The 26,319-nt window shown below is 61.6% G+C and carries 26 protein-coding genes and 1 tRNA gene; 10 read left to right on the top strand and 17 right to left on the bottom strand.

Annotated features, from left to right (window positions below):
- Positions 1–69: 69 nt before the first annotated feature.
- Together ACCAA_RS17650 and ACCAA_RS17645 are read right to left on the bottom strand one after the other, a co-directional pair.
- Positions 70–1,134 carry a GGDEF domain-containing protein gene (locus tag ACCAA_RS17650; RefSeq protein ID WP_186408566.1) on the bottom strand — a complete coding sequence of 355 codons (1,065 nt, stop codon included), beginning with the start codon at positions 1,132–1,134 and terminating at the stop codon, positions 70–72.
- A 354-nt stretch (positions 1,135–1,488) separates the two neighbouring features.
- Positions 1,489–1,562: transfer RNA gene (locus ACCAA_RS17645), tRNA-Thr, on the bottom strand.
- Positions 1,563–1,694: 132 nt separating this feature from the next.
- On the opposite strand from ACCAA_RS17645, the gene ACCAA_RS22775 reads away from it, so the two are divergent.
- Complete coding sequence (locus ACCAA_RS22775; RefSeq protein ID WP_186408565.1) at positions 1,695–1,892, top strand: SUMF1/EgtB/PvdO family nonheme iron enzyme; 198 nt, start codon at positions 1,695–1,697, stop codon at positions 1,890–1,892.
- Between the two features lie 132 nt (positions 1,893–2,024).
- Here the strand turns inward: ACCAA_RS22775 and ACCAA_RS17635 are convergent, their stop codons facing one another.
- The 5 genes from ACCAA_RS17635 to ACCAA_RS17615 all read right to left on the bottom strand — a co-directional run bounded on the left by ACCAA_RS17635 (position 2,025) and on the right by ACCAA_RS17615 (position 6,679).
- Positions 2,025–2,528 carry an inorganic diphosphatase gene (locus ACCAA_RS17635; protein WP_245754657.1) on the bottom strand — a complete coding sequence of 168 codons (504 nt, stop codon included), beginning with the start codon at positions 2,526–2,528 and terminating at the stop codon, positions 2,025–2,027.
- 7 nt (positions 2,529–2,535) lie between these two features.
- Positions 2,536–3,111, bottom strand: coding sequence for a Tll0287-like domain-containing protein (locus ACCAA_RS17630; protein WP_245754652.1), 576 nt, complete (start codon positions 3,109–3,111; stop codon positions 2,536–2,538).
- A 35-nt stretch (positions 3,112–3,146) separates the two neighbouring features.
- Entirely contained in the window at positions 3,147–4,223 is a 1,077-nt protein-coding gene (locus tag ACCAA_RS17625) for a CobW family GTP-binding protein (protein ID WP_186408562.1), read from the bottom strand.
- 190 nt (positions 4,224–4,413) lie between these two features.
- Complete coding sequence (locus ACCAA_RS17620; RefSeq protein ID WP_186408561.1) at positions 4,414–4,611, bottom strand: YbdD/YjiX family protein; 198 nt, start codon at positions 4,609–4,611, stop codon at positions 4,414–4,416.
- Positions 4,612–4,615: 4 nt separating this feature from the next.
- The gene (locus tag ACCAA_RS17615; RefSeq protein ID WP_186408560.1) at positions 4,616–6,679 is read right to left on the bottom strand and encodes a carbon starvation CstA family protein; all 2,064 of its coding nucleotides are present in this window, start codon (positions 6,677–6,679) and stop codon (positions 4,616–4,618) included.
- A 317-nt stretch (positions 6,680–6,996) separates the two neighbouring features.
- Here ACCAA_RS17615 and ACCAA_RS17610 point away from each other — a divergent pair, with 317 nt between their 5' ends.
- Both ACCAA_RS17610 and ACCAA_RS17605 read left to right on the top strand, forming a co-directional pair.
- Positions 6,997–8,619: a response regulator gene (locus ACCAA_RS17610; protein WP_186408559.1), complete on the top strand. Its 1,623-nt coding sequence runs from the start codon at positions 6,997–6,999 to the stop codon at positions 8,617–8,619.
- A complete protein-coding gene (locus ACCAA_RS17605) occupies positions 8,616–9,230 on the top strand; it encodes a sensor histidine kinase (protein WP_186408558.1) in 615 nt (204 codons plus the stop codon). The genes ACCAA_RS17610 and ACCAA_RS17605 overlap by 4 nt, the downstream gene beginning before the upstream one ends.
- Positions 9,231–9,240: 10 nt before the next feature.
- Here ACCAA_RS17605 and ACCAA_RS17600 read toward each other — a convergent pair whose 3' ends face one another.
- Positions 9,241–10,245, bottom strand: a complete 1,005-nt coding sequence (locus ACCAA_RS17600) for a cytochrome-c peroxidase (protein WP_186408557.1) — start codon at positions 10,243–10,245, stop codon at positions 9,241–9,243.
- Between the two features lie 76 nt (positions 10,246–10,321).
- Here ACCAA_RS17600 and ACCAA_RS17595 point away from each other — a divergent pair, with 76 nt between their 5' ends.
- From ACCAA_RS17595 to ACCAA_RS17565, 7 genes are all read left to right on the top strand, one after another.
- A complete protein-coding gene (locus tag ACCAA_RS17595) occupies positions 10,322–14,197 on the top strand; it encodes a DUF3683 domain-containing protein (RefSeq protein WP_186408556.1) in 3,876 nt (1,291 codons plus the stop codon).
- A 213-nt stretch (positions 14,198–14,410) separates the two neighbouring features.
- Positions 14,411–14,842: an HIT family protein gene (locus ACCAA_RS17590; protein ID WP_245754651.1), complete on the top strand. Its 432-nt coding sequence runs from the start codon at positions 14,411–14,413 to the stop codon at positions 14,840–14,842.
- 39 nt (positions 14,843–14,881) lie between these two features.
- A complete protein-coding gene (locus ACCAA_RS17585) occupies positions 14,882–16,486 on the top strand; it encodes a hypothetical protein (RefSeq protein ID WP_186408555.1) in 1,605 nt (534 codons plus the stop codon).
- Between the two features lie 59 nt (positions 16,487–16,545).
- Positions 16,546–16,971: a gamma-butyrobetaine hydroxylase family protein gene (locus ACCAA_RS17580; protein WP_186408554.1), complete on the top strand. Its 426-nt coding sequence runs from the start codon at positions 16,546–16,548 to the stop codon at positions 16,969–16,971.
- A gap of 32 nt (positions 16,972–17,003) precedes the next feature.
- Complete coding sequence (gene ubiE, locus ACCAA_RS17575) at positions 17,004–17,744, top strand: bifunctional demethylmenaquinone methyltransferase/2-methoxy-6-polyprenyl-1,4-benzoquinol methylase UbiE (protein ID WP_186408553.1); 741 nt, start codon at positions 17,004–17,006, stop codon at positions 17,742–17,744.
- Positions 17,745–17,761: 17 nt separating this feature from the next.
- Positions 17,762–18,664: a Tim44 domain-containing protein gene (locus ACCAA_RS17570; RefSeq protein WP_186408552.1), complete on the top strand. Its 903-nt coding sequence runs from the start codon at positions 17,762–17,764 to the stop codon at positions 18,662–18,664.
- A gap of 35 nt (positions 18,665–18,699) precedes the next feature.
- Positions 18,700–19,272 (top strand): ubiquinone biosynthesis accessory factor UbiJ, encoded by a 573-nt coding sequence (locus ACCAA_RS17565; RefSeq protein ID WP_186408551.1) that lies wholly within the window; start codon positions 18,700–18,702, stop codon positions 19,270–19,272.
- A 61-nt stretch (positions 19,273–19,333) separates the two neighbouring features.
- Here ACCAA_RS17565 and ACCAA_RS17560 read toward each other — a convergent pair whose 3' ends face one another.
- From ACCAA_RS17560 to ACCAA_RS17520, 9 genes are all read right to left on the bottom strand, one after another.
- The gene (locus ACCAA_RS17560) at positions 19,334–19,756 is read right to left on the bottom strand and encodes a F0F1 ATP synthase subunit epsilon (protein ID WP_186408550.1); all 423 of its coding nucleotides are present in this window, start codon (positions 19,754–19,756) and stop codon (positions 19,334–19,336) included.
- Positions 19,757–19,855: 99 nt separating this feature from the next.
- On the bottom strand, positions 19,856–21,256 hold the full coding sequence (atpD, locus tag ACCAA_RS17555) for a F0F1 ATP synthase subunit beta (protein ID WP_186408549.1): 1,401 nt from the start codon (positions 21,254–21,256) through the stop codon (positions 19,856–19,858).
- A 43-nt stretch (positions 21,257–21,299) separates the two neighbouring features.
- Positions 21,300–22,163, bottom strand: a complete 864-nt coding sequence (gene atpG / locus ACCAA_RS17550; protein WP_186408548.1) for a F0F1 ATP synthase subunit gamma — start codon at positions 22,161–22,163, stop codon at positions 21,300–21,302.
- 18 nt (positions 22,164–22,181) lie between these two features.
- Entirely contained in the window at positions 22,182–23,720 is a 1,539-nt protein-coding gene (gene atpA / locus ACCAA_RS17545; protein ID WP_186408547.1) for a F0F1 ATP synthase subunit alpha, read from the bottom strand.
- A 10-nt stretch (positions 23,721–23,730) separates the two neighbouring features.
- On the bottom strand, positions 23,731–24,267 hold the full coding sequence (locus tag ACCAA_RS17540; protein WP_186408546.1) for a F0F1 ATP synthase subunit delta: 537 nt from the start codon (positions 24,265–24,267) through the stop codon (positions 23,731–23,733).
- A 4-nt stretch (positions 24,268–24,271) separates the two neighbouring features.
- Positions 24,272–24,742, bottom strand: a complete 471-nt coding sequence (locus ACCAA_RS17535) for a F0F1 ATP synthase subunit B (RefSeq protein WP_186408545.1) — start codon at positions 24,740–24,742, stop codon at positions 24,272–24,274.
- Positions 24,743–24,782: 40 nt separating this feature from the next.
- A complete protein-coding gene (gene atpE / locus ACCAA_RS17530; RefSeq protein WP_425394497.1) occupies positions 24,783–25,058 on the bottom strand; it encodes a F0F1 ATP synthase subunit C in 276 nt (91 codons plus the stop codon).
- Positions 25,059–25,143: 85 nt separating this feature from the next.
- On the bottom strand, positions 25,144–25,917 hold the full coding sequence (atpB, locus tag ACCAA_RS17525; RefSeq protein ID WP_186408544.1) for a F0F1 ATP synthase subunit A: 774 nt from the start codon (positions 25,915–25,917) through the stop codon (positions 25,144–25,146).
- Between the two features lie 17 nt (positions 25,918–25,934).
- Positions 25,935–26,297 (bottom strand): ATP synthase subunit I, encoded by a 363-nt coding sequence (locus ACCAA_RS17520; RefSeq protein ID WP_186408543.1) that lies wholly within the window; start codon positions 26,295–26,297, stop codon positions 25,935–25,937.
- Positions 26,298–26,319 lie beyond the last annotated feature (22 nt).

Raw genomic sequence — 26,319 nt, 5'->3', positions numbered from 1 at the left:
CCGGCTAGGCGCTGCTGCCTGTACCGGTCGGCAGCGATCAATGGCAGGAGGACGATCATTCCGGGGGGGTCAGCCTTCAAAGACCACCCGATTGCGCCCCTCTTCCTTGGCCGCATACAAGCGCCGATCGGCTACCCTCACCAACTCCTCGGCACTGATTTTCCCTACCCCCGCCAGTTGGCTCGCGGCGACCAGGCCGATCGAGACGGTGACCGGGATTCGCTCCTGATTGAAAGTGAAATCGGTGTTGGCCACCGCCAGCCGTAAGCGCTCGGCGAATTGAAGGCCGTTCTTCAGGCCGCCGATGGAGAATCCGTAAAACTCCTCGCCGCCATAGCGGCCGATCTCATCCTCATGCCGCTTGGTGGCGCGCATCACCTCCGCCAGGCCGACCAGAACCTGGTCCCCGGCCTGATGGCCATGGCTGTCGTTCACCGCCTTGAAATGATCCAGGTCGAGCAACAGAAAGACGAAATCGTTGATGTGGCCGCGGTGGAGATTACCGATATTCATCTCGATGATCCGTTGGAGGATGGTCCGTTTAGGCAACTTGGTCAGTTCGTCGAAATAGCCGATTTTTTCCAGCAGATCCTTCTGCTCCATCTCCTTGCTGACCTCGGTCAGGCAGCCAATGGAGAGACAGATCCGGTCCTCGACAAAGACCTCGATGTTGGCCTGGTCCTTCAGCCAGATCCTCTTTCCCCCCGGCAAGGCCAGTTGATAGACGAACTCCACCGCCCCCGCCTTTTCCACCTCCTCGCGCAAACCGGCCTGATGGCCGCGCAACTCGGCGCGGGTGACGATCTCCTCCTCGACCTTGCTCTCCCGCTCAGCGTAGCGGTAAAGCCGCCGATCGACGATACTCTGCCGAAAGACCTCGTCGATTTCCCCCCGCTCGCAGCCGAGAAGGGCGAGAAAGCGCGCGCCTACATATTCGTACCAGATGATCTTCTCGTGTTCGCGCCAGGCGGCGATAGAGGGGATGATCGGCGAGGAAATCTTCTCCACGGCCGCCAGGGCGGCGACACACTCGGTCAGCCGCCGGCCCAGTCGCTGCGAAAACCCGCCGGCGAGAATCTTGCCGCCAGCCCCGGCCAAATCGGTCGCCATTGTCCGTCCCTTACCCTCGCTCATGGTCACCTCCTCGCGTTTACTCGCCGGCTCCGGCGGCGGCCTCGAAGAGTAGTCCTGGGTCAGGAGAGGGGCGTTTTCTGCCGTTCGTGGAGCAATCTCAGGCGGGCAGAGGTGCGCCGCTTGGCTTCCATGCACACAGCAGGCATAGGCAGCGGGATTCAGCAAGCGAATCTCCTGATCGGCTAATACGGCGTTTCCGAAGCCCTGACCCTGACGCTCGCGCAAAGCCCCGGCCTGCTGTGATGGCCGGGTTCTCTTGCTACAGCTTGACCGGATTTGGCTACACGGCGGCTACGCGCCGGCCAGAAAAGCCAGAAGCCCGATCAATTGACATGGCTATGTGATTGATTTTTTTGGTGCCCCCGGTCGGAATCGAACCAACACCTGATGATTACAAATCAACTGCACGACCTTCATGCTACGGGGGCGAATCATGCGGCAAGCCTCGATTATAGCCGAACCTGACCGACGCGTGACTCGCTCGCCGGATCAAGGAGGCGCTGCCGACAAGGGCAGTTAACAGCCCGGTCTACCTGGCTCGGCCGACGTCGCGGCCGCCAATGCGCAGGATCGATCACAGCATCGAAGACGCTGAAGCCTCCCACAGCGAAGCGCTGCCCAATGCCTGGGGTTTGTACGAGATGCACGGCAACGTCTTGGACTGGTGTACCCACTGGTCCGGTGTGTGTTCAGCGGGTGCCCAGCTTGACCCCCGAGGTTCGCAGGGAGGCGTCTCCCGCGTTTTGCGCGGCGGCTAGTGGCAGGGCAGCGGCTGGTACGTGTCGGCCTACCGCTACGGGTACGAGCCTGGCTACCGCGACGACGCTGGCATCGGGTTCCGGCTCGCCTTATGTCAGCACATCCTACGGCGCTTGCCAGCGCGCAACGGGTCAGAACCCTACCCGCGGTCCTGGCCACGGTTCCCTGAGTGGCTGGGCGCGGGCGATCGCCAGCGAGGCTGCACACCAGCCGTCGCAGGCATTACGACCCGGGCGACAGCGCCAGATGTTCAGCAGCCCCTTGCATCTGGCGTAGAAGTGGAAGAAACACAACACGCTTCGTCGTTCCGCCACCGTCAGCGCGTGGGCGCTGCAGATCAGCTTGTCGTCGCTCAGGCCGCGGTCGGTGAGCGTCACGGCGCCCCAGGCGCGGACGCGGATGCGCGCGCCGAAGGGCAGGCGCGGTCCGAGGACCAGCGCGTCGAGCAGATCGCCCTCGAGGCCGAGGTAGTTCGGCACCGAGCCGTAGTTGAACGGGCAGGGCAGGGGGGAAACGAAATCCACCCGTCCGCTGGAACCGCGCTTGAGGAAACTGCCGCGCGGAACCTCGATCACCACCTCGACTTCCGGCGGTTCGTCATGACCGTTGGCTGGATCGAGACGCCCGGCGTGCACAGTGAGCTTACAGTGGCCGCTTGACTGACAGCGCACCACGGATCTCGCCTGGCGCATAGCCGGTCGCCCGATCATGCGGGTAGTCCCTGGCCAGCGCTGCCTTGAGGTCGTCGGAGAGCAATTCCGCCGGGCCGTGGCAGGTCACGCAGACCTCGGCTACCGGCAGCGCTTTCATGTAGCGATAGCTGCGCTTGCCGTCGGCCGCGGTGACGATCTCGCCGATTTCGAGTTGCTTGGGCTTTGCACCGTTGGCCGCCTTGAGGTCGAAGTCAGCCAGTTGCCGCGCTTCCCACACATCGGGTGTGCCGGTGGCGGGATTGCGCGTTTTCAGGCTGACACGGCGGATATCCCAGCCGGTCTGCTGGCGCATTTCCTGCAGCAGTCGCGGCGCTTTTTCCTTGCACACGGCGATGGCTACAACCGGGCCCTGTTCCTTGACCGCCGTCTGCATCGCCTGGACCACCTTGGGCAGCACCGGCACCGCCGTCTGGCGTGTATCGGTGAGCAATGACGCTGTATCCTGCGCCCAGGCGAGCTGAGCTGCAGAAACGAGAGAACAGGTAAGCAGGAGTGAGGTGGACATGCGCACGGTAATCTCCGATGGTGTATTAGTGCTCGCTAATGTATCACCTTCGGCGCCTTGCCGTCATCAGCGATCGACGGCGTGATGGTCGATTTCAGAAATGCTTCGCGCAGCCGCGCTTCCGGCAACTGCTTGCCGATCAGCACGATTCGTGAAACGCGTACCTCCTCGGGCGCCCAGACTTCGCCGTAATCAAAGCCCGCGACGCGCTGTACGCCCTGAAAGATCAGTTTTCGGTTTTCATCGGGGATGGCCAGAATTCCCTTGTAACGCAGCAGTTCGTCGCCAAACTCGTCGATCAGGGACTGCACGAACGAACCGACCCTGTCCAGATCGACCTCACCCGCTTCGAGCAGGAAAGACGAGATTTCGTCGTCGTGCGCCGCCGGCCGGCGCGACCATCTGACCGCGCCTCGGGTCGAAGTCGCCAGTGGTGTGAAGCGGGCAGGAGAGCGCTGATCGGCGTCAGCCGCCAGCAACGAGGCATCGAGATTGAAGCCGCCGATACCGAGCAGCGAACCGGGTTCGGCGCGACCCTGCGCCAGTCGCTGCTGTGGCGCGCGCGGATTGATTCGCGCCAGGCGCTCGGCCAGCACGGCGATCGCGTCCGTATCGACGAGATCGCACTTGGCGAGCAGCAGGCGATCGGCGAAGCCGACCTGACGCTGGACGACGCTGTGTTGATCGAGCTGCTTCTGTGCGTGCAGCGCATCGACGACGACGACGATGCCGTCGAGCATGAAGTCGTCGCGCAACTCGGGCGCGGCAAAGAAGGTCTGGGCCACCGCGCCGGGGTCGGCGAGCCCGGTCGTTTCGATGATGATCCAGTCGAATGAGAGTTCGCCGGCGACGCGCCGTGCGGCGAGTTCCTGCAGTCCGCGCACCAGGTCGGCGCTGACTGTGCAGCAGACACAACCGTTGGTCAGCTCGATGATGCCGCCACTGCGGCGCGAAATGAGCTGGCTGTCGATGTTGATGGCGCCGAATTCGTTTTCGACGACGGCGAAACGCAGTCCGTCGGCATGGTTCAGCAAGGCGTTGAGCACGGTCGTCTTGCCGGCACCGAGAAAGCCGGAAAGCAGGGTGACCGGCAGCGGGGTGCAAACGGTCATGACTTCCTAAACACCCCCGCTAATGAACGTCATGACCGCTTCCCTCACCCCCGACCCCTCTCCCGCATGCGGGAGAGGGGAGATTCGTGAGTCGCTCTCGCGACTTTCATAGCACAGGTAGACTGGTTCATGAGTGGTCGAGACGCGGGCAGCGAAGGGCGGGTGCCCTTCGCTGCCTGTCGGGAGGAGGTCAACAACAGCCGCCCGAACGTCCGGACCCGTAACGCGCTTCCTGCCGATTGCGGAAAAACTCGACTTCGGTCATTACCGGCAGCTCGGGATGCGTGGCGCGCAGGTGCGCCACATAGGTGTCGTAGTCGGGCAGACCGACCATCAATCTGGCGGCCTGCCCGAGATACTTGCCGACCTTGGCGAGATCGTTGAACATCACCTCAGGCCTTCGCGGTGGGCATTGCCTGATACGGCATTTCCTGACTGGTGATCCTGTCCTCGCGCAAGGCCTTCATGCAGGCGATGACCGTGTAGAAGAGAATGCTGACCACCACGAAAATGAAGAAAGCGGCCAGCGCAGCGTCCAGTTTGTTGTTGAAGACGATCTGCTGCATCTGCTCGACGCTCTTCGCCGGGGCAAGCAGCTCGCCCTTGTCGAGAGCCGCCTGGAACTTGTTGGCCAGGGCGAGGAAGCCGATCTTTGGATTGGCGTCGAAAACCTTCTGCCAACCCGCCGTCAGCGTGCACACCAGCAGCCAGCAGGCAGGCAGGATGGTCACCCAGGCGTACTGCTGCCGCTTCAGTTTGAACAGCACGACCGTGCACAGCATCAGCGCCACCCCAGCCAGCATCTGGTTGGAGATGCCGAACAACGGCCACAGGCTGTTGATGCCGCCGAGTGGATCGACCACTCCCTGATAGAGGATGTATCCCCATGCGGCGACGCAAAGCCCGGTGGCGGTCAGGTTGGACGGCCAGGAGTTGATCTGCCTGAACGACGGCACGAAGGTGCCGAGCAGATCCTGCAGCATGAAGCGTCCGGCACGCGTCCCGGCATCACAGGCGGTAAGGATGAACAGTGCCTCGAAGAGGATGGCGAAGTGGTACCAGAAGGCCATCATCGCGTGGCCACCGATGACCTGCGAAAAGATCTGGGCCATTCCCACCGCCAGCGTCGGCGCACCGCCGGCACGTGAGAGGATGCTGTTCTCGCCGACATCCCTGGCGGTCTGCATCAGTACCTCGGGGGTGATCACGAAACCCCACTGCGAGATAACTTGCGCCGCCCCTTCGACGGTCTTGCCGATGATCGCGGGCGGGCTGTTCATCGCGAAATAGACTCCCGGATCGATCACCGAAGCAGCCACAATGGCCATGATCGCGACAAAGGACTCCATCAGCATGCCGCCATAACCGATCATGCGCGCATTCTTTTCGTTGTCGAGCAGCTTGGGTGTCGTTCCCGACGAGATCAGCGCATGGAAGCCCGAAACCGCTCCGCAGGCGATGGTGATGAAGATGAACGGGAACAGGCTGCCCGACCAGGCCGGACCCGTGCCGTCGATGAACTGGGTGACCGCCGGCATGCGCAGGTTCGGTGCGACATAGACCATGCACAGAGCGAGGCCGACGATGGTGCCGATCTTCAGGAAGGTCGACAGGTAGTCCCGCGGTGCGAGCAGCAACCACACCGGCAAAACCGACGCAACGAAGCCGTAGATGATCAGCATCCAGGTCAGTTGCTTGCCGTCGAAGGTGAACATCGGTGCCCAGGTCGGACTTTCGGCGACTTGGCCGCCGACGATGATCGCTGCGATCAGCAGCACGAAGCCGACGATCGATATCTCTCCCACGCGTCCGGGGCGGATGAAGCGGTTGTAGACGCCCATGAACATGGCGATCGGGATCGTCGCGGCGACGGTGAAGGTTCCCCATGGGCTTTCGGCCAGCGCCTTGACGACGATCAGCGCCAGAACGGCGAGGATGATCACCATGATCATGAAGGTGCCGAACAGGGCGATGATGCCGGGGACGAAACCCAGTTCCGACTTGACGAGGTCGCCGAGCGAACGGCCGTCACGCCGCGTCGAGACAAACAGCACCATGAAGTCTTGCACCGCGCCGGCCAGTACCACGCCGACGATGATCCACAGCGTTCCCGGCAGGTAACCCATCTGCGCGGCCAGCACGGGGCCGACCAGCGGGCCGGCGCCGGCGATCGCCGCGAAGTGATGGCCGAACAGGATGTACTTGTTGGTTGGCACGTAATCCAGGCCGTCGTTGTGGCGGACGGCCGGCGTGGCCCGCGTCGGGTCGAGTTGCATCACCGTATCGGCGATGAACAGGCTGTAGTAGCGGTAGGCGACCAGATAGATTGAAACTGCAGCAGTGACTATCCACAAGGCGTTGATGGTTTCGCCCCGCGATAGCGCCACGGTGCCGAGCGAGAATACCCCGATCGCCGACAAGAGACCCCAAATGGCATGTCTGGAAACGATGTTCACGACCCCCTCCTGTAAGTGGTATGACTGATTGCGTGCTTTGTCGCGACCCCTTGTCACTTCGACGCTGCACCCTTGCCCAGCGAAGTGCTGCGACCGAGGACAACTGTAGACCGAAAGAAAAGAATCAAGGTTCCCTCGTCTCTTCGCGCATACAAGAAGGGAACGTCGAGCGAGATTAACGAAATTTGACACGAATGAACAGGGCACAGATACTACTTATGTTTCGTGCGCTTGGGTTTTCATTCCTTTCTGTAGCCACCGCCTGCCGGCTGCTGGCTGGCATACTTTGCTTCCTGCCTTGAAACGGTGCCCGTGCCATGTCCATCCAGACCCCTTACCGCGACAAGCGTATTCTCATCCTCGACGATCTGCCGGAAATGCGCAGTTCGCTACGCAGCCAGGTGGGAAGCCTGGGGTGTGAGACCATCGCGGTCAGCAGCACCGTAAAGGACGCACTCGAGCAGCTCAAGGCCCAGCCTTTCGACGTCATCCTGTGTGACTATTACCTGGCCGGCGGAACGGACGGGCAACAATTCCTCGAGTTTCTGCGCAGCCGTAACGTCATTGGTCGCGGTGTACTGTTTATGATGATCACCGCCGAGAAGGGCTACGAGAGTGTGGTCACGGCCGCGGAATGCATGCCTGACGACTACCTGCTCAAGCCCTTCACTGCCGATACCCTGAAAATGCGTCTGGAGCGACTGTTCGAGAAAAAGAAGCGTCTGGCCAGGGTCGATCAGATGCAGGACGCGGGGGACTGGGCCGAGGTGATTGCCGCCTGCGACGAAATCATCGCGGCCAGGGATCGTTATCTGGTTGACGTCATGCGCATCAAGGGCAACGCCCTGCTTCAGGCCGGGCAGGCCGAGGGCGCTGTGGGGTTTTACGAGCAGGTCCTCGTCATGCGCTCCATGCCCTGGGCCAAACTGGGCCTGGCGCACGCGCTACGTAAAAAGGGCGATACGGTGCGCTGCAAGGAAACTCTCAACGAACTGATTGCCGAGTCGCCGAGGTTGATGGCGGCTTATGACCTCCTTGGCCAGGTGCACCTGGCGACGGGCGACGCCGCTGCAGCGATGGCCATCCTCGATAGCGCCTGTACCGTTTCGCCGAATTCGCTGGCGCGGCACCGCGCCATTGCCACCGCCGCTGAAGTCAACGGAGACTTTTCGCGGGTCGAACAGGCGCTTGGCCAGGTCATCAAGAGGACCCGCCATTCGCCGCTGCGCGAAACCAGTGATTTTGCCCGCCTGGGCAACGCTCTGACCGAAATGGGCGAACCCGGTAGGGCCGTCGCTTTGCTCGAGGAGGTGAGGACCAGCTTCAGGGACGACGCCAACAATCCACTGCTGGCAGCCATCGAGGCTGTTGCGCAGCAAAAGGCGGGCCACCCGGACAAAGCAGCGGCAGCGTTGGCGCGCGCCACGCAGGCCGATCGATCCGCTCTTCCCGAGGCCGTATTGCTGGCGGTTGCCAAGGCCTGTCTGACCATCGGCAATCAGGACGCGGCGCGGGACATTCTGAAGAACCTGGTACAGAGCAATCCGGAATCAAAAGAACTGCATGGCCGCATTGTGGCCGTTCTGAGCGAGCACGGCGCGCCGGAACTTGCCAAGCAACTGGTCAAGGAGAGCATTCGAGAAATCATCAAGATCAACGACGACGCGGTGCTGCGCGCCAAAGCTGGGGAACTGAGTGTGGCGGCCGAGATGCTTACCGCGGCGGCGCACCGCGTGCCCGGCAACATGCAGGTGGTGTCCAACGCGGCGGTCGCCTTGCTTTTCGATGTCTTCAAGAATGGTCTCGATGCGGCCAAGCTGCGCACGGCGCAAGCATTTCAGCAAGCCGTCCAGGCGCATGCTCCGACGCATCCCAAGCTGGCCGACATGGCCGAGTTGATGACCCGGATTCGCGCCAAATACGCGAAAGCGCACAAATGATCGATTTTGGCGATCTCGCCGCTTTCACCCTGCACGATGTCAAGAACCGACTGGCCGTGTTGGCCAGTCGGGCGGAAGCAAAGGGTGATCGCGACACCGTGCACGCGGTGCTCGAAGTGGCGGCTACGCTGACGCGCTTGCTGGCCTGGTACAAGGCGGAAAAAGGCAATCTGGGTATCGAGATCGATGCGCGGACTCCGGCTGACCTGCTCACGGAGTTGACGCGGGAAGTCGGCCCGCAGAACGCGTTGACCGTGAGCGCTGATCTGGTGGACGCGCCCGCAATATGGTTCTATGACGAAGCCCTGGTCCGTATGGTGTTGCTCAATGCGCTCTACAACGCCCTGCGCCATGCCCGGCAGCGGGTGCTCATGGCGGCGTGCGTGCGTACCGGCTGGCTGGAATTCAGTGTGCGCGACGACGGTCCGGGTTATCCGGCGGCGATGCTTGGTCAGCCGGTCGCCATGCAGCCGCTGAGCAGGGAGGGCACCGGCCTTGGCCTGCACCTCGCCGGCCGGGTGGCTGCTCTGCACAGCAATGCCGGCGAGCACGGCTATGTCGAACTGGGCAACGACGAGGGTGCCGTTTTTCGCCTGATGCTGCCACCCTGAAGCAGGGAGATCAAGGCAGCGTCGGGTCGACGAAGCTTTCCTCGCTGGTCAGCGTGTTGAGGAAGGCAACGAGTTGGCCGATTTCCTTCTCGGAGAGCTTGCGGTCCACCAGCAGGCTGCTCTTGTGGGCATCCGGCTTGCCTCCTGAGGCCATGTAGCGTACCGCTCCGTCCAGACTGACGACGCTGCCATCGTGGAAGTATGGACCGGATATGCCGACCGAACGTAGCGTTGGTGTCTTGAAGGCCGACGTGTCTTTCGCCTCCTTGGTCACCGCATAGCGGCCGAGATCAGGCGGCGTCTTGCCCGCTTCCAGGCCGACGTTGTAGAACAGGCTGTCGCTGAACAGCGGTGGCGTGTGGCAGGCGGCACAGCCGGCCTTGCCCGTGAAGAGCTCGTAACCGGCGACCGCATCGGCGGTGACAGCCTTCTTCTCGCCGGCGGTGTAGCGGTCCCAGGGCGCTTCGCCGCTGTTGAGCGTACGCAGGAAGGCGGCCAGCGCTTTGGGAATGTTGTCCGCGTTGGGTTCGGCGGCAAAGACCTGCTGAAACGTGGCTTGGTAGCCGGGGACGGAGGCGATGACCGCGGCGGCCTTGGCCGGGTCAGCGCCGATCTGTCCTTTCCAGGCCGCCGTGACCTGGCCTTCAAGCGTCTTTGCCCGACCGTCCCAGTACCAGGCAGTATAGTAGCCCGTGTCATAGACGCTGGGCGTATGGCGGGTGTTCATTCCGCCGCCTACCTTGCGCGACAGCGGCAGCCCGTCTGTCCATCCGAGGTGGCGGTAGTGGCAGCCCTGGCAGGACATGCTGCCATCGCCGGACAGGCGCTTGTCGAAGAACAGTTGCTTGCCCAGCGCCGCCTTCCCGGGCGTCGTCGGGTTATCCTGCGGGTCGGGTGGTGCAGGCAGCGCGGAAGATCGGGTGTAGCCAGCATCACCCTGGGGCGCCGTGATGCAAGCGACCAGGGCGACGGAAAAGCCGGCAGCAAGAAGCCGGCTACTGGAGGTCAATTTCATCTTGTGTTCTCCATCGGTGATAAGCGTGCATAGGGTACGCTAGAATCCACCCTTTGGCAGCGGCCGGGAGCTTGTGATGAACGCACGACTGCGCGAGATCCCCTACAACTACACCTCGTTTTCTGACCGTGAGATCGTCATTCGGCTGCTCGGTGCGGAGAATTGGTCGCTTCTGGATGAACTGCGTGCCGAGCGCGTCACCGGCCGCTCGGCGCGAATGCTCTACGAGGTTCTTGGCGACATCTGGGTCGTGCAGCGGAACCCGTATCTGGAAGACGACCTGCTCGCCAACCGCGAGCGGCGTGTGGCCCTGGTAGACGCGCTCCGCCACCGACTGCGGGAGATAGAAAAGCGTCGCCAGGGCAACGACAAGGTCGGACAACTGCTCACTGCCGCCGAAGCGGCGGTCACTGGTTTTGAGCGGCATTTCGACGACACCGCGAAGCTGCGCGCTCAAGTCAGGAAAACTCTGGCCAGGCACACGCGCCGGGAGAACATCGCTTTCGATGGTCTGGCCCGCGTCGCGCAGGTGACCGACGCTACCGACTGGCGGATCGAGTACCCCTTCGTCGTCCTCCACCCGGACAGCGAGGACGAAATCGGCCCGCTGGTGCGTGGCTGTATTGAACTCGGGCTGACGATCATTCCGCGCGGCGGCGGCACGGGTTACACCGGCGGCGCGATCCCGCTGACACCGCTTTCGGCGGTGATCAACACCGAGAAGCTGATCGACATGAGTGTCGTCGAAGAAGTGCTGCTGCCCGGTTGCGCCCACCCCTGCGCGACGATCCGTACTGGCGCCGGCGTGGTCACCGCCCGCGTTTCGGAGGCCGCAGCGGCTGTGAACCGCGTCTTCGCCGTTGACCCGACATCGGCGGAGGCCTCGTGCATCGGTGGCAATGTGGCCATGAACGCGGGTGGCAAGAAAGCCGTGCTGTGGGGAACCGCGCTCGATAACCTGGCGTGGTGGAAGATGGTCGACCCGAGCGGGCACGTGCTGGAAGTGATGCGCCTCAATCACAACCTCGGCAAGATCCACGAACAGGAGGTCGCGCACTTCGAGATCAAGCGCTTCCGCAGAGATGGCAAAACCATTTACGGGCAGCCGGAAATCCTGGCCATTCCCGGTTCGAGATTTCGCAAGGCCGGCCTCGGCAAGGACGTCACCGACAAGTTCCTGGCCGGTCTGCCGGGCGTGCAGAAGGAAGGGACCGATGGCCTGATCGTTGCCGCCCGCTGGGTTCTGCACCAGATGCCAGCACACACGCGTACCGTCTGCCTCGAATTCTTTGGCCAGGTACGCGAAGCGGTGCCGGCGATCGTCGAGATCACCGATTACTTCAAACCCGGCGGCGCCGGCCGGCAGGCCAGCGTACTGCTCGCCGGCCTCGAACACCTCGACGAACGCTATCTGCGCGCCGTCGGCTACGCCACCAAAGCCAAGCGCAAGGCGGAAACCGCCGGCCGACCGAAGATGGTCCTGATCGGCGACCTTGCCGGTGACGACGAGACCGCCGTGATGGCAGCGGCCTCAGAGGTCGTGCGCATGTGCAATCTGCGCAGCGCCGAAGGCTTCATCGCCGTCGACGCCGAAACGCGGAAGAAATTCTGGCTCGATCGCTCACGGACTGCCGCCATTTCACGACACACCAACGCCTTCAAACTGAATGAAGACGTCGTGATTCCGCTGCCGCGGATGGGTGAGTACTGCGACGGGATCGAGCGCATCAACATCGAGCTGTCGATAGCGAACAAGCTGGCGCTCTGCGACGCGCTGAGCGAACTGTTGCGGGGCGATCTGCCGCTGCACCGTGGTGAGGTCGACCTGGACCCCGAACTGCTCATCGGCGAGCGGCGTGCGCTCGCGCTGGACGTCGTCGCCGGCGTTCGCGCGCGCTGGCGGTGGCTGTTCGACAATCTCGACCTGCCTCTGGCGGCAGCCGAAGCGCAGTTCGCCGCTCTGGGCGTGCACGCGGGGGTGCTGAAAAACAGGGCGTCCACGCCCACGCTTTTCCATCGCCTGCAGGATTATTCGATACGCGTGTCGTGGAAAAGCGAACTCAAGCCTCAACTGGAAGACATCTTCGACGGCGTCGTCTGCCGGCCGGTGATCGAGCGCATCAGCGCGATCCACGCGGAGACTCTGCGCAGCCGTCTGTTTGTCGCCCTGCACATGCATGCCGGCGACGGCAACGTGCATACCAACATTCCCGTCAACTCCGACGATTACGAGATGCTGCAAGGTGCGTATGCGGCCGTCAAGCGAATCATGGTGCTCGCCAGGGCGCTCGACGGAGTGGTCTCCGGTGAGCACGGCATTGGCATTACCAAGCTCGAGTTCCTGAGCGAGGACGAAATCCGCCCATTCCGCGAGTACAAGGCCAGGGTGGACCCTGAAGGACGCTTCAACAAGGGCAAGCTGCTGCCCGGAGCCGACCTGAGCAACGCCTACACGCCCTCGTTTTCATTGCTGGGCACCGAGTCGCTGATCATGGAGCAATCGGAGATCGGCAATATCTCGACGATGATCAAGGACTGCCTGCGTTGCGGCAAGTGCAAGCCGGTCTGTTCAACGCACGTTCCGCGCGCCAACCTGCTCTACTCACCGCGCAACAAGATTCTCGCGACTTCGCTGCTGATCGAGGCCTTTCTCTATGAGGAGCAGACCCGGCGCGGCGTCTCGCTGAGGCATTTCGACGAGTTCAACGACGTCGCCGATCACTGCACGATCTGTCACAAATGCGTCACGCCGTGCCCGGTGGATATCGATTTCGGCAACGTCTCGATCAGGATGCGCAATCTCCTGCGCGAACAGGGGAAGAAGCGTTTCGTACCGGCGAAAGCCGCCGCCATGGCTTTCCTGACGATCAAGGACCCGGCGACGATCAAGCTGGTCCGCAAATTGATGATCGACTGGGGCTATCGGGCGCAACGCCTGGTGCACCGGATGGCCAGATCGCTGGGCATGATCCAGGGCCAGACCCGACAGCCGCCGGCAACCCTTGGCCCGCCAAAGCTCAGGGCACAAATCATCCACTTCATCAACAAGCCGATGCCCAGCGGGCTACCCAAGCGCACGGCGCGCGCCCTGCTGGACATCGAAGACGACAAAGTCGTGCCGATCATTCGCGATCCGCACAAGGTCAGCGCGCCCGATTACGACGGCGACGCGGTCTTCTACTTTCCCGGCTGCGGCTCGGAGCGCCTGTTCTCGCAGGTCGCCCTGGCGACGCAGGCGATCCTCTACGAAATCGGCGCGCAAACGGTGCTGCCGCCGGGCTACCTGTGCTGTGGCTATCCGCAGACGGCTGCCGGCGAGGCCGACCAGGGCCAGACGATCACCACCGACAACCGCGTGCTCTTTCACCGGGTGGCCAACACACTCAACTATCTCGACATCAGGACCGTCATCGTCTCCTGCGGAACCTGCATGGACCAGCTCGAAAAGTACCACTTCGAGCAGATCTTCCCTGGCTGCCGCTTGCTCGACATCCACGAATACCTGCTGGAGAAAGGCATTCGGCTCGACGGCGTCAGCGGCACGCGCTACCTGTACCATGACCCCTGTCACGCGCCGATGCGCACGATGCCCGGCATCAAGGTGGTCAACCAGTTGATGGGGCAAGGGGTCGATCTCTCCGAGCGTTGCTGCGGTGAATCGGGAACGCTGGCGGTCACGCGTCCCGACGTGTCGACGCAGGTGCGCTTCCGCAAACAGGAGGAGATCGAGAAGGGCGCCGGCAAACTGCGCGCCGATGGCTTTACAGGCGAGGTCAAGGTGCTCACCTCGTGCCCTTCCTGTCTGCAGGGCCTGTCGCGCTACAACGACGACGCGGGCACCGAAGCCGACTACATCGTCGTCGAGATCGTCAAACGTCTGCTCGGTGACGACTGGATGGCGCGCTACGTCGCTACGGCGAACAACGGCGGTATCGAGCGCGTCCTCCTGTAGCGACGACCGCAGTCGTCCAGCGCGGCTGCACGCCGACCGGCGGGTGGGAACCCCTTGCACTGTCACAAGTTGCGGGTCGGGCGACGCCATCCAGGCCTTGCCGAGCTTCCTTGCTCCGTCCGTGACCTAGTTCCTAACGCTCGCTGCCAGACCGGCCTATCGTGTCGGTCAACACGGCGCATCGGCGCCAGACGATCAGCAAGGAGTCTCAAAGTGAGCGATAACCGGTTGGAAGAGTGCGAGTTGTGTGCGTCGCCAGGGGGTGAAGTGGTGTGGGAGAACGCGCTGTGTCGCGTCGTCATGGTGGCGGACCCGGACTATCCCGGCTTCTGCCGAGTGATCTTGCACCGGCATCTGAGCGAGATGACCGACCTCGCTCACCAGGAGAGGATGCAACTGATGACCGTGGTGTTTGCCGTCGAAACCGCCTTGCGCGCCCTTTATCAGCCGGACAAGATCAATCTCGCGAGTCTCGGCAACCTGACGCCACACGTTCATTGGCACCTGATCCCGCGCTGGCATGACGACAGGCATTTTCCCAATCCCATCTGGGCCGCACCGCAACGGGTGCAGCTCACGCCACCAAGCCTGGTCGACGGGCGGCAACTGGGTGAGCGAATCATCGCTGCCCTGCGCACGACTTAGCACGTCGCGACGCGTGACGGCCATCGAGGAGAAAGCATCATGAGCGCAGTCTTTGCCAGGGTTCCGGCTACGATGAAAATTTCCGACCTGCAAACCGGTTTCAGGATCCTGTCGGGCCTGTCGTTGGCCAATTCGCAACAGGCGGTGGTTGAAATGAACCAGTTCCTGGATAGTCTACTGCAGTCCCCTCCGGCAGCCGACGTCTATCTACAGCTTCTCGAACAGACCCGAATATCGCTCTGCTTCATAGAGGAAGATCTTGCCCGACGCTACATCAACAAGCCGCTGCCGCTCGGCGCGAGCGAAGAAGCCGCTTTTCAGGAGGTGGTGACCACCTGGCTGAAGGCGGCCCGTGCCTACTCGCACTGTGCGCAGTTGCAAAGCGCCGACGATAGTGCGCAGACTGAACGGCTGGCGTTGATTCTGCATCGCTGTATCTACTACACGGGAATGGCGGTCATCGAGCATCATCGCGCCCGTCGGGAGTTGCCGGGCGGACTGTGGCTGGACCTGCACGGCTTTTACGCCAGCGCTGAAGAATGGGGCGTGGCGACGCTTTCTGTTCCGGATTCTCTTGATCCCCTCGGCCGTAGCACGCACTGCACTGCCGCTTTCGTCGGCCTGCTGCTGATCGAACTTGCCGGGCCTTACAGCCTGTCCGTTCGCGAGCTTGGCCTGGTTCGGCGCTGGGCGAGCCACTGGTCACCACTGGTCAGCATGCATACCGCCGTGCCGGGAGAGCCGCTGCCGACCTATGTCGTCGACCTGATGCGGGACACCGGTCTGTGTGCCTCGTCGGCGTGCCTGCAACCCGAAAACCTGCGTCGCCTCGACCCTTCGCGCCTGACGATGCAGATCAATGAGATGAGGCGGCAGTTGCAGCAAAGGATTTCACCAGCGCAGCTTGGCCTCGGTGAAGACTGTACAGCCGCGCAATGTCAGCGCTTGCTCAGGCGACTGGCCGGCCCGTGGTCCTTGCTGCGGGCAGCGCGCCGCTTCCGCCGCCACAATGCGTCCGGAATCTCGAAGGTGTGCTCGGGCTTGGCCGGCATTCACTTCAGCGTTTCCGGAAAGGAGTTCAACCAGCCGGAGAGCGCGCGCATCTATTCGCGTCAGGAATTCGACAGTCTCTTTGCCTTCCGCCACATGGCCGACCCGACTCGCGAGTTGGTCGTACGTCAGGCACAACTGGGCTTTGCAGTTGATGACTGGGAAGTACTCGACCAGTGTGCCAACGGTTTCCGGCTCAGCCGGTCAAACGCGGGCAGGAAGCTGGCACCAGGGCAGTTGTTGTCGCTTTGTCCGCATGACGGCAACGCCCATTTTCTGGCTCAGTTGGTCTGGTTGAGGCAGGAGCAGGATGGCGGTCTGGTCGCCGGCATCGCCGCGCTGCCTGGCCGACCACAGGCCATTGCGGCGCGCCCGATGCCGCAGACGCCGGGGCATGGCGATCCTTACAGTCGCGCTTTCTTGCTGCCTGCGGTTTCGGCGATCGGCGTCGAGCAGACACTGGTGATCCCGCAGGGTTGGTACTATGCCGAACGCCTGCTGCAGATCTACCATGACAGCGTTGCCCAGGTGAAGCTGCAGCGGCTTGTCGCTGCAGGGCCGGATTTTGAGCGAGTGACCTTCATCGTCGTTTGATACAGCAGCCTCGGCGTTTTGCGCTATGATACTTGGCCCAACTTCGCGTAGAGACTTTCATGGCTGGCCTGGACGAGAACACGAAGACCCCCACCGAGATCAAGCTGCACCAGAAGTCGCGCATTATCGAGATCACTTTCGGCGACGATGAGCGTTTCGAACTGAGCTACGAGTTCCTGCGTGTGTTCACGCCTTCGGCCGAAGCACGCGGCCATGGCCCCGGGCAGGAGGTCCTGCAGGTGGGTAAGCGCGACGTCGGCATCGACCGCATCGAGTCCGTGGGTAATTACGCGATCCGACCCATTTTCTCGGACGGCCACGACAGTGGCCTGTACTCATGGGATCTGCTCTACAACCTGGGCACGCACCGTGACCAACTCTGGCAGGCCTACCTCGTTCGCGTGGAGCAGGATGGCGCCAGCCGTGACCCGGATGACCTCCCGGCAATGCCCGCCAAAATGCATGGCAGTTGCGGGACGCATTGATTTTCGCCGAATCATTCCCATTGGCAGCACTCATGAACGACAGAAGCACTACCCATTTCGGCTTCCAGGAGGTCGTCGAGGACGAAAAGGCGCAGCGTGTCGCCGACGTTTTTGACTCGGTAGCCCAGCGCTACGACCTGATGAACGATCTTATGTCGGGCGGCCTCCACCGCCTGTGGAAGGCATTTGCCATCGCCAGGAGTGGCGTCCGCGGGGGGGGCCGAGTCCTCGACGTGGCCGGCGGTACCGGTGACCTGGCACTGGCTTTCGCGCGAATTCTGGGCAATGACGGTCAGGTCTGGTTGACCGACATCAATCATGCGATGCTTACCCGCGGTCGCGATAGGCTGAGCGACAAGGGCTTCATCGTCCCCGTCGCGCAGTGCGACGCAGAGAAGCTACCGTTCCCGGATGACTATTTCGACTGTGTTACGGTGGCCTTCGGCCTGCGTAACATGACGCACAAGGACCTGGCGCTGGCCGAGATGCGACGCGTGCTGCGGCCGGGAGGGCGACTGCTGGTGCTTGAGTTTTCGCACGTCTGGAAGCCTCTGGCGCCAGCCTATGACTTCTACTCGTTCAAGGTCATTCCTCGCCTTGGTCAGCTCATCACGCGCGACGAGGCGAGCTACCGCTATCTGGCCGAATCCATTCGGGTTCATCCGGATCAGGAGGCGCTTAAAGGTCTGCTGGAACAAGCCGGTCTTGAGCAAGTCGAATACTTCAATTTGGCGCTGGGCGTCGTCGCCCTGCATCGTGGTTTCAAGTTTTGACAGGAGAAGCGAAGGTGATGAAAAAAATTCTTGTGGCGCTGAGCGTTTGTGTGCTCAGCCTTGGCCTTGTCGTCGGTGACGCCGAAGCCAAACGGCTGGGCGGAGGCAGGTCGACCGGCATGCAGAGGGAATCGGTCGCCCAGAGGCCGGCCACCCCACCCGCGAGCGCAGCGGCGGCGCCCGCTGCTTCGCCGGCGGCAGCGCCAGCCGCCGCACCGAAGCGCAACTGGATGGGCCCGCTGGCCGGACTCGCCGCCGGCCTTGGCATTGCTGCCTTGCTGTCGCATTTCGGCATGGGCGAGGGTTTGTCCAACGTGCTGATGATCGCCTTGCTGGCGATGGCTGCCTTTGTCGTTTTCAAGGTTCTGTTTCGGCGCAAGGCTCCGGCGCCGACGTCTGAACCCTTTCAGTACGCGGGCCAGGGTGGGCCTGGCCTGTCGACACAGCCGCAGTTCGACACCCGTCCCGTTCTGCCGGCTGCTGCGCTCGACACCCCTGACGTGAACGCGCCAGCGGCTGCCGGCGTGGCTGCTTCAGTGGCGAGGATTCCGGCTGACTTCGACGTCGAGGGCTTTCTGCGCATTGGCAAGCTGAATTTCATTCGTCTGCAGGCAGCCAACGATGCCGGTAACCTCGAGGACATTCGTGAGTTTGTCGGTCCCGAGTTGTTCGCCGAGATCAAGTTGCAGTTGGACGAGAGAGGAAAGGTCCCCCAGCAGACGGATGTCATGACGCTGAACGCCGAATTGATCGAGCTGGTCACCGAAGCTGGCCGACACGTCGCCAGCGTGCGCTTCAGTGGCATGATTCGCGAAGAGGTGGGAGCGGCAGCGGCACCCTTTGACGAAGTCTGGAACCTCACCAAGCCGGTTGAAGGCGGCAAGGGCTGGGTGGTTGCCGGTATTCAGCAGCTCTCCTGATTCCTGATTGGCCCGTCCTTGTCCTGCTGATTCGGATGCTGACCAGACCGGCGCTGGCTTTTGTCAATCACGTCCTGGCGGCGGAAGACTGGGCGCGCGATCGGCTTGCCGGCGTTGCCGGGCAAACGGCGAGCGTCGAGTTCGGCAGTTCGAAATGGGTGGTCAGGATATCTGAAGCGGGGCTGCTCGAAGCAGCGGACGCTCGATCGCCGGTAGCGGTCAGCATACGGCTTCCGGATGATGCCCCGCTACGTGCGCTGACTGACAGACGCTCACTGCTTTCTGCGATGACGATTTCAGGCTCCGCCGATCTGGCGGAAACCCTTGGTTTCGTTTTTCGCAATTTGCGCTGGGATGTGGAGCACGACTTGTCCCGGGTTCTTGGCGACGTGGTCGCTCGCCGGGCATTCCAGGTGGTGAAGATCCTGGGACGATGGCCGGGCCCGGGAAACCTGGCCCTGGCAGCAGCGGAGTATTTCGGCGAGGAGGAATCCGTGCTGGCGCGCCGCCTAGAGATCGGATCGTTCTGCTCACAGGTCGACGCGCTGCGCGAGGATTTGTCGCGCTTCGAGAAAAAACTGGAGCGGGTCGAACTGCGCTCGGCATGATAGGCACCGCTTACCGACCGCAAAAAAGCAGCCCGCGGGCTGCTTTTTTGCGGTGTCTTGCTCAGTGGCGGCTGCGCAGCTTCTTGATCGCCTGCAACTGGGCAACGGCCTGGGCCAGTTCCGCCTCGGCAGTTGCCAGGCCGACGTCTGACGAGCGATCCTTCAGGGCCTCTTCGGCCCGGCGCTTCGCTTCCATTGCCTTGGCTTCGTCGAGATCGTGCGCGCGGATCGCGGTGTCGGCCAGGACGGTAATCAACGCCGGCTGCACCTCGAGCATCCCGCCCGAGACGTAGACCAACTCGTACTCGTTGCTGTCAGGGATTTTAAGGCGCACGGTCCCTGGCTTGATACGCGTCAGGAGCGGCGTGTGCCGTGGGTAGATGCCGAGTTCGCCCGCTTCGCCGGGGAACACGGCGAAATCGGTCTGGCCGGAAAAGATCAGTTCCTCGGCGCTGACGACGTCAACATGGACTCTGATGGACATGGCTTTCTTTCCTTGTTGCTGGGGGGCTCATTTCCGCGCCCGAAAGCGGCGCGAAAATGACGCAAAAACGAGCCAAAAACGACGCTTGCTGATGCCGCTCTAGAGGGTCTTGGCCTTTTCGAACACTTCCTCGATCGCGCCAACCATGTAAAACGCCTGTTCGGGAATGCTGTCGCATTCACCCTCAACGATCATCTTGAAGCCCTTGATCGTGTCTTTGAGCGTCACATACTTGCCCGGCGAGCCGGTAAAGACTTCGGCGACGCTGAACGGCTGCGACAGGAAGCGCTGAATCTTGCGTGCACGATAGACGGCCAGCTTGTCTTCCGGCGACAGCTCATCCATCCCGAGAATGGCGATGATGTCGCGCAACTCCTTGTACTTCTGGAGGGTCATCTGGACCGCACGCGCTACGCTGTAGTGCTCCTCGCCAACCACTTGTGGATCGAGTTGGCGCGAGGTCGAGTCAAGCGGATCGACGGCCGGATAGATGCCCAGCGAAGCGATGTCGCGCGACAGCACGACGGTCGAGTCGAGGTGCAGGAAGGTGGTCGCCGGCGACGGGTCGGTCAGGTCGTCGGCTGGCACATAGACGGCCTGAATCGAGGTGATCGAACCGACCTTGGTCGAGGTGATTCGTTCCTGGAGGCGGCCCATTTCTTCAGCCAGCGTCGGCTGATAGCCCACCGCGGACGGCATCCGGCCGAGCAGTGCCGAAACCTCGGTACCGGCCAGCGTGTAGCGATAGATGTTGTCCACGAAAAAGAGAATGTCACGGCCATCGTCACGGAAGCGCTCGGCCATCGTCAAGCCGGTCAGCGCCACGCGCAGGCGGTTGCCCGGTGGCTCGTTCATCTGGCCAAATACCATCGCCACCTTGTCGAGAACGTTGGAGTCCTTCATTTCATGGTAGAAGTCGTTGCCCTCGCGGGTCCGTTCCCCCACCCCGGCAAAGACCGACAGACCCGAGTGCTGCTTGGCGATGTTGTTGATCAGCTCCATCATATTGACGGTCTTGCCGACGCCGGCGCCACCGAACAGGCCGACCTTGCCGCCCTTGGCGAAAGGACAGACGAGGTCGATCACCTTGATCCCGGTTTCCAGCAGGTCGACCGACGGCGACAGCTCGTCGAACTTGGGCGCCAACTGGTGGATCGCCCGACGCTCTTCGGTTGCAATCGGGCCGGCTTCGTCGATGGGGCGACCGAGAACGTTCATGATGCGGCCGATCGTCGCATTGCCGACCGGCACAGAGATGCCAGCGCCCGTGTCGTTGACTTTCATGCCACGGCGCAGTCCGTCGGACGAACCCATGGCAATCGTGCGCACGATACCGTCACCCAGTTGCTGCTGGACTTCAAAAACCAACTCGGCTTCGCACATATCCGACTCTTCAGCCTTGTCGAGCTGGAGTGCGTTGTAGATCCTGGGCATTGCGTCGCGCGGGAACTGGATGTCCACCACGGCGCCGATACACTGAACAATGTTTCCTTGACTCATCGTCGTATCCCTAATCAATAAACTAACAACTAACTATCCGTGGTCAGACAGCCGCTGCGCCGGCGACAATCTCTGAAAGCTCTTGGGTGATCGCGGCCTGGCGAGCCTTGTTGTACACCAGTTTGAGTTCACCGATGACGTTCTTTGCGTTGTCCGACGCCGACTTCATGGCCACCATCCGCGCGCTCTGCTCGGAAGCCATGTTCTCGGCAACGGACTGGTAGATCATCGCTTCCACATAACGCACCAGCAGGTCATCGATGACCGTCTTGGCGTCGGGCTCGTAAATGTAGTCCCAGCGGTTGCCCTCACCGCCGACGAGGTCCCCGGACAGGGGCAGCAACTGATAGAGCGTCGGCTCCTGCTTCATGGTGTTGATGAAGCGCGTGAAGGCAATGTAGAGAATGTCGATCTCGCCCTTCATGTACGCGTCGAGTTGCACCTTGACTGGGCCGATCAACTTCTCCAGATGCGGTGTATCGCCCAGCCCGGTCAGATGCGACACGACATGCGCACCGGCGCGCTGCATGAAACCCAGTCCCCTGTTGCCGATCGCGGTTACCCGCAGCGTCTTGCCTTCGGCATCCCACTCCTTCATCTTGCCCAGGGCGAGACGAAGGACGTTGGTGTTCAAACCACCGCACAGCCCCTTGTCGGATGTGACCGCGATCAATCCGACGGCTTTCACTTGCGGACGTACGGTCAGAAAAGGATGGCGGTAGTCAGTCAAGGCATGCGAAAGATTGCCGGCGACCTGCCGGATCTTCTCGCCGTAGGGGCGGGCAGCTCGCATCCGTTCCTGCGCCTTGCGCATTTTCGATGCGGCCACCATCTCCATGGCCTTGGTGATCTTGCGCGTGCTCTCGACGCTCTTGATCTTGTTGCGGATTTCCTTGCCGCTAGGCATGGCAATCTCCTCGATCGATCAGGCCAGTGTGGCCTTGAACTCCTCAATCGCCTTGGTGAGCTTCTGCTCAGAGTCGGCGTCAAGATCCTTGGTTGTTTCGATCTTGTTGATGAGGTCGGCGTATTTTTGCTTGATGAAGCCGTGCATCTGCTTCTCGACTGCCAGCGCCTTCTTCACCTCAACATCGTCGAAGAGACCTTTGTTCACCGCGTGCAGCGTGATCGCCATCTCGGAAACGGACAATGGCGAGTACTGCGGCTGCTTCATCAGTTCGGTCACCAGGCGTCCACGATCGAGCTGCTTGCGGGTCGCTTCGTCGAGGTCGGAGGCAAACTGCGCAAAGGCGGCCAGTTCGCGATACTGGGCAAGCGCCAGACGTACCCCACCACCGAGCTTCTTGATGACCTTGGTCTGGGCTGCGCCACCGACGCGGGAAACCGAGATACCGGCATCGATGGCCGGACGGACACCGGCATTGAACAGGTCGGTGTCGAGGAAGATCTGTCCATCGGTGATCGAGATCACGTTGGTCGGCACGAAGGCGGACACGTCACCCGCCTGCGTCTCGATGATCGGCAAAGCGGTCAGCGACCCGGTCTTGCCCTTGACTTCGCCGTTGGTGAACCTCTCGACCCATCCTTCGGAAACCCGGGCAGCCCGTTCGAGCAGGCGCGAGTGGAGATAGAACACGTCACCCGGATACGCTTCACGACCCGGTGGGCGGCGAAGGAGCAGGGAAACCTGGCGGTAGGCCCAAGCCTGCTTGGTCAGGTCATCGTAGATGATCAGTGCATCCTGGCCACGGTCACGGAAGTACTCGCCCATGGTGCATCCGGAGTAAGGCGCGATGTACTGCAGAGCGGCTGTTTCGGAAGCGGTCGCGGCAACGATGATGGTGTATTCCATCGCGCCATTCTCTTCGAGTTTGCGCACGACGTTGGCAACCGTTGAAGCCTTCTGACCGACCGCGACGTAGATGCAGATCAGGTTCTGGCCCTTCTGGTTGATGATCGTATCGATCGCCACCGCCGTCTTGCCGGTCTGCCGGTCGCCGATGATCAACTCGCGCTGACCGCGACCAATCGGCACCATCGCGTCGATCGACTTCAAACCTGTCTGCACGGGCTGCGAAACCGACTTCCGCCAGATGACGCCAGGCGCCACCTTCTCGATCTTGTCGGTCAGCTTGTTGTTCAGAGGACCCTTGCCGTCTATTGGCTGGCCGAGGGAATTCACCACCCGGCCGAGGAGTTCCGGACCCACCGGAACCTCTAGGATGCGGCCGGTGGTCTTGACCGTATCGCCTTCACTGATCTGATCGTATTCACCGAGAACCACCGCGCCAACCGAGTCGCGGTCCAGGTTCAGGGCCATGCCGAAGGTGTTGCCCGGAAACTCGAGCATTTCTCCCTGCATGACGTCGGTCAGGCCGTAGACGCGGCAGATACCGTCGGTCACCGAAACGACGGTGCCCTGGGTACGTAGATCGGCGCTGATCGCAAGATTTTCGATCTTGCTCTTGATCAGTTCGCTGATTTCGGAAGGATTCAACTGCATGGAAATTCTCCTAGTTGTTGAGCGCCAACCTCAGGCTCTCAAGTTTTCCGCGTACGGAGGTATCGAGAACCTGGTCGCCAACCACAATCTTGACGCCGCCGATCAGCGATTGATCGACGACCACTTCGGCAGTTAGCCGGGTCTTGAAGCGCGCTTCCAGATCAGTGATCAGATCCTTGCGCTGCGCGTCGTCAAGCGGAAAGGCACTGTAGATCGTGGCCTCCGTGACGCCTTCCTGGGCAGCTCTGAGCGCCTCGAAGAGGTCGGCGATTTCCGGCAAAGCCGAAAGCCGCTCGTTGGCGGCAAGGACATCGATCAGATTGGCTTCGCCACCGTCCACCGCTCTGCCAACCAACGCCTTGAAGAGTTCACTCTTCTGCGTGGCAGATAGTTCGGGGTTGCCGATGCACGAACGCATCTGGTTATCCCCGGCGATGGCGGAAAGCAGCGACAACCGCTCGGACCAGGCCGCCAGCGCCTTGTTCTCCAGCGCGATGCGGAAAACCGCTTCAGCGTAGGGGCGCGCGATGGTAACGAGTTCGGCCATGGTCTTAGAGTTCCTGCTTGAGCGCGACCAGCATTTCGGCATGCGCCTTGGCATCGACCTCACGCCTCAGGATGCGCTCGGCACCGGCGACAGCCAGGTCGGCGAGGCGAGCACGCAGTTCGGCTCTGGCCTGTTCCACCTGTTGCGCTATCTCGGCCTTGGCCGAAGCGACGACCTTGTCGGCTTCAATTTTTGCCGTTTGCTTCGCTTCTTCGACTACCTGCACGCCGCGCTTCTCGGCTGCCGTAATGATTTCGGCAGACTTCGCCTTGGCCTCACGGAGGGCGTCGGTGGAACGTTTGCTGGCCAGTTCCAGTTCATGCTTGGCGCGCTCGCCGGCGGCAAGCCCGTCAGCGATCAGTTTTTGGCGATCAGCCATGGCCTTTTGCAGCGGTGGCCAGACGTACTTCATGGTGATCCAGATGAAGACGCCGAACCAGATCGCTTCGCCAAACAGCGTTGCGTTGATGTTCACGCTAACCTCCTGTCAAGAGTTGATGCAAAAGGAGAAGCGCTTAGGCAGCGGCCTTGACGACGGCAATGAAGGGGTTTGCAAAGAGCATGAAGAGCGCGATACCGACGCCGATCATGGTGACCGCATCAAGCAGACCGGCAACGATGAACATCTTGACCTGGAGAGTCGGAATCATTTCCGGCTGGCGAGCGGCTCCTTCGAGGAATCGGCCACCGAGGATACCAAAACCGATAGCGGTACCGAGAGCACCTGCACCGATCAGGATGGCGACGGCGATGGCGGTATTACCAAGCAACATTGACAGAGCGGCTTCCATTAATTTCTCCTAGTAAGACATGCTAAATGGGTTAAACAGGGACAGCGTGAAGCAAACGGGTAACAGTCCAGGGTTGTCTCGCCCACTAACCGTGGGACTCGCTGGCCATCGACAGGTAGACGATGGTCAGCATCATGAAGACGAAAGCCTGCAGGGTGATGATCAGGATATGGAACAGTGCCCACGGCAAAGCCAGCGGCAACTGCCAGATGCCCATCAGGGCGATCAGGATGAACACCATCTCGCCGGCATACATGTTGCCGAACAAACGCAGGGAGAGCGAGATCGGCTTGGCGATATCCTCAATGATGCGGAAGAGCAGGTTCAGTGGCGCCAGTTTGGCGCCAAACGGGATGGTGAACACTTCGTGCAGGAAACCGCCGAGGCCCTTCACCTTGATACCCATGACCAGCATGATGGTGAACACCGAGAGGGACATGGCGAAAGTCAGGTTCGGGTCGGTGGTCGGCACCACCTTGAAGGCGTGCACCCCGGTCTTCTCGATGAGGAACGGGAGAAAATCAACAGGGATCAGGTCCATCGCGTTCATCAGGAAGACCCAGATGAAGATGGTGATTGCCAGCGGTGTCACCAGCGGGCTTCTGCCGTGGTAGGTATCCTTGGCCTGTTGATCAACGAAGGACAGAACGATTTCGACCAGGGCCTGCATTGACCCTGGAACTCCCGAAGTCGCCTTGCTCGCGAGTTTGGCCATGCCGAGGAAGGCAAGCAAGCCGATAAGTCCAGAGACGATCAAGGTATCCAGGTGAAAAGTCCAGAACCCGTGACCCACAGTGAGGTTGGTCAGGTGGTGGACAATGTATTCACTCGTTGTTTTTACCGCCTCGCCCGAAGCCATATTTTTCCCCTGTTTGACTATTGCTGCCTGAGCAGCGCCATCCAATAAACGACAATCGTTGCAGCATAAGCCAGGAAGAGCGGCAAGGCCGCGAGCTGCGCGTAGTGCTTGAACACCAGGGCAAACAACAGCAGGGTGACAGCGAACTTGTAACGTTCGCCGGCCACTTGTGCGTTGTATGCTCCCTGCGCATCAGGCTCTGCTGTTCCCGATGGTCGCCAGGCACGCCACACGTAGGCAAGTGCGCTGGCCATGGCGATCCCGCCACCGAGCAGAGCAGAAACAGCCGCGTCCAACCCCATGACTCCCCACGCTACAAGTGCCGCGACCAGTGTCACTGCCAACTGGCAACGCAACACCCAGCGAACCTGAGGATGCACGACTAACCCCTCCAAAACATGC

This window comes from Candidatus Accumulibacter aalborgensis (assembly GCF_900089955.1).
Classification (GTDB): Bacteria; Pseudomonadota; Gammaproteobacteria; order Burkholderiales; family Rhodocyclaceae; genus Accumulibacter; species Accumulibacter aalborgensis.
This window is presented reverse-complemented; position numbering and strand designations above follow the sequence as displayed.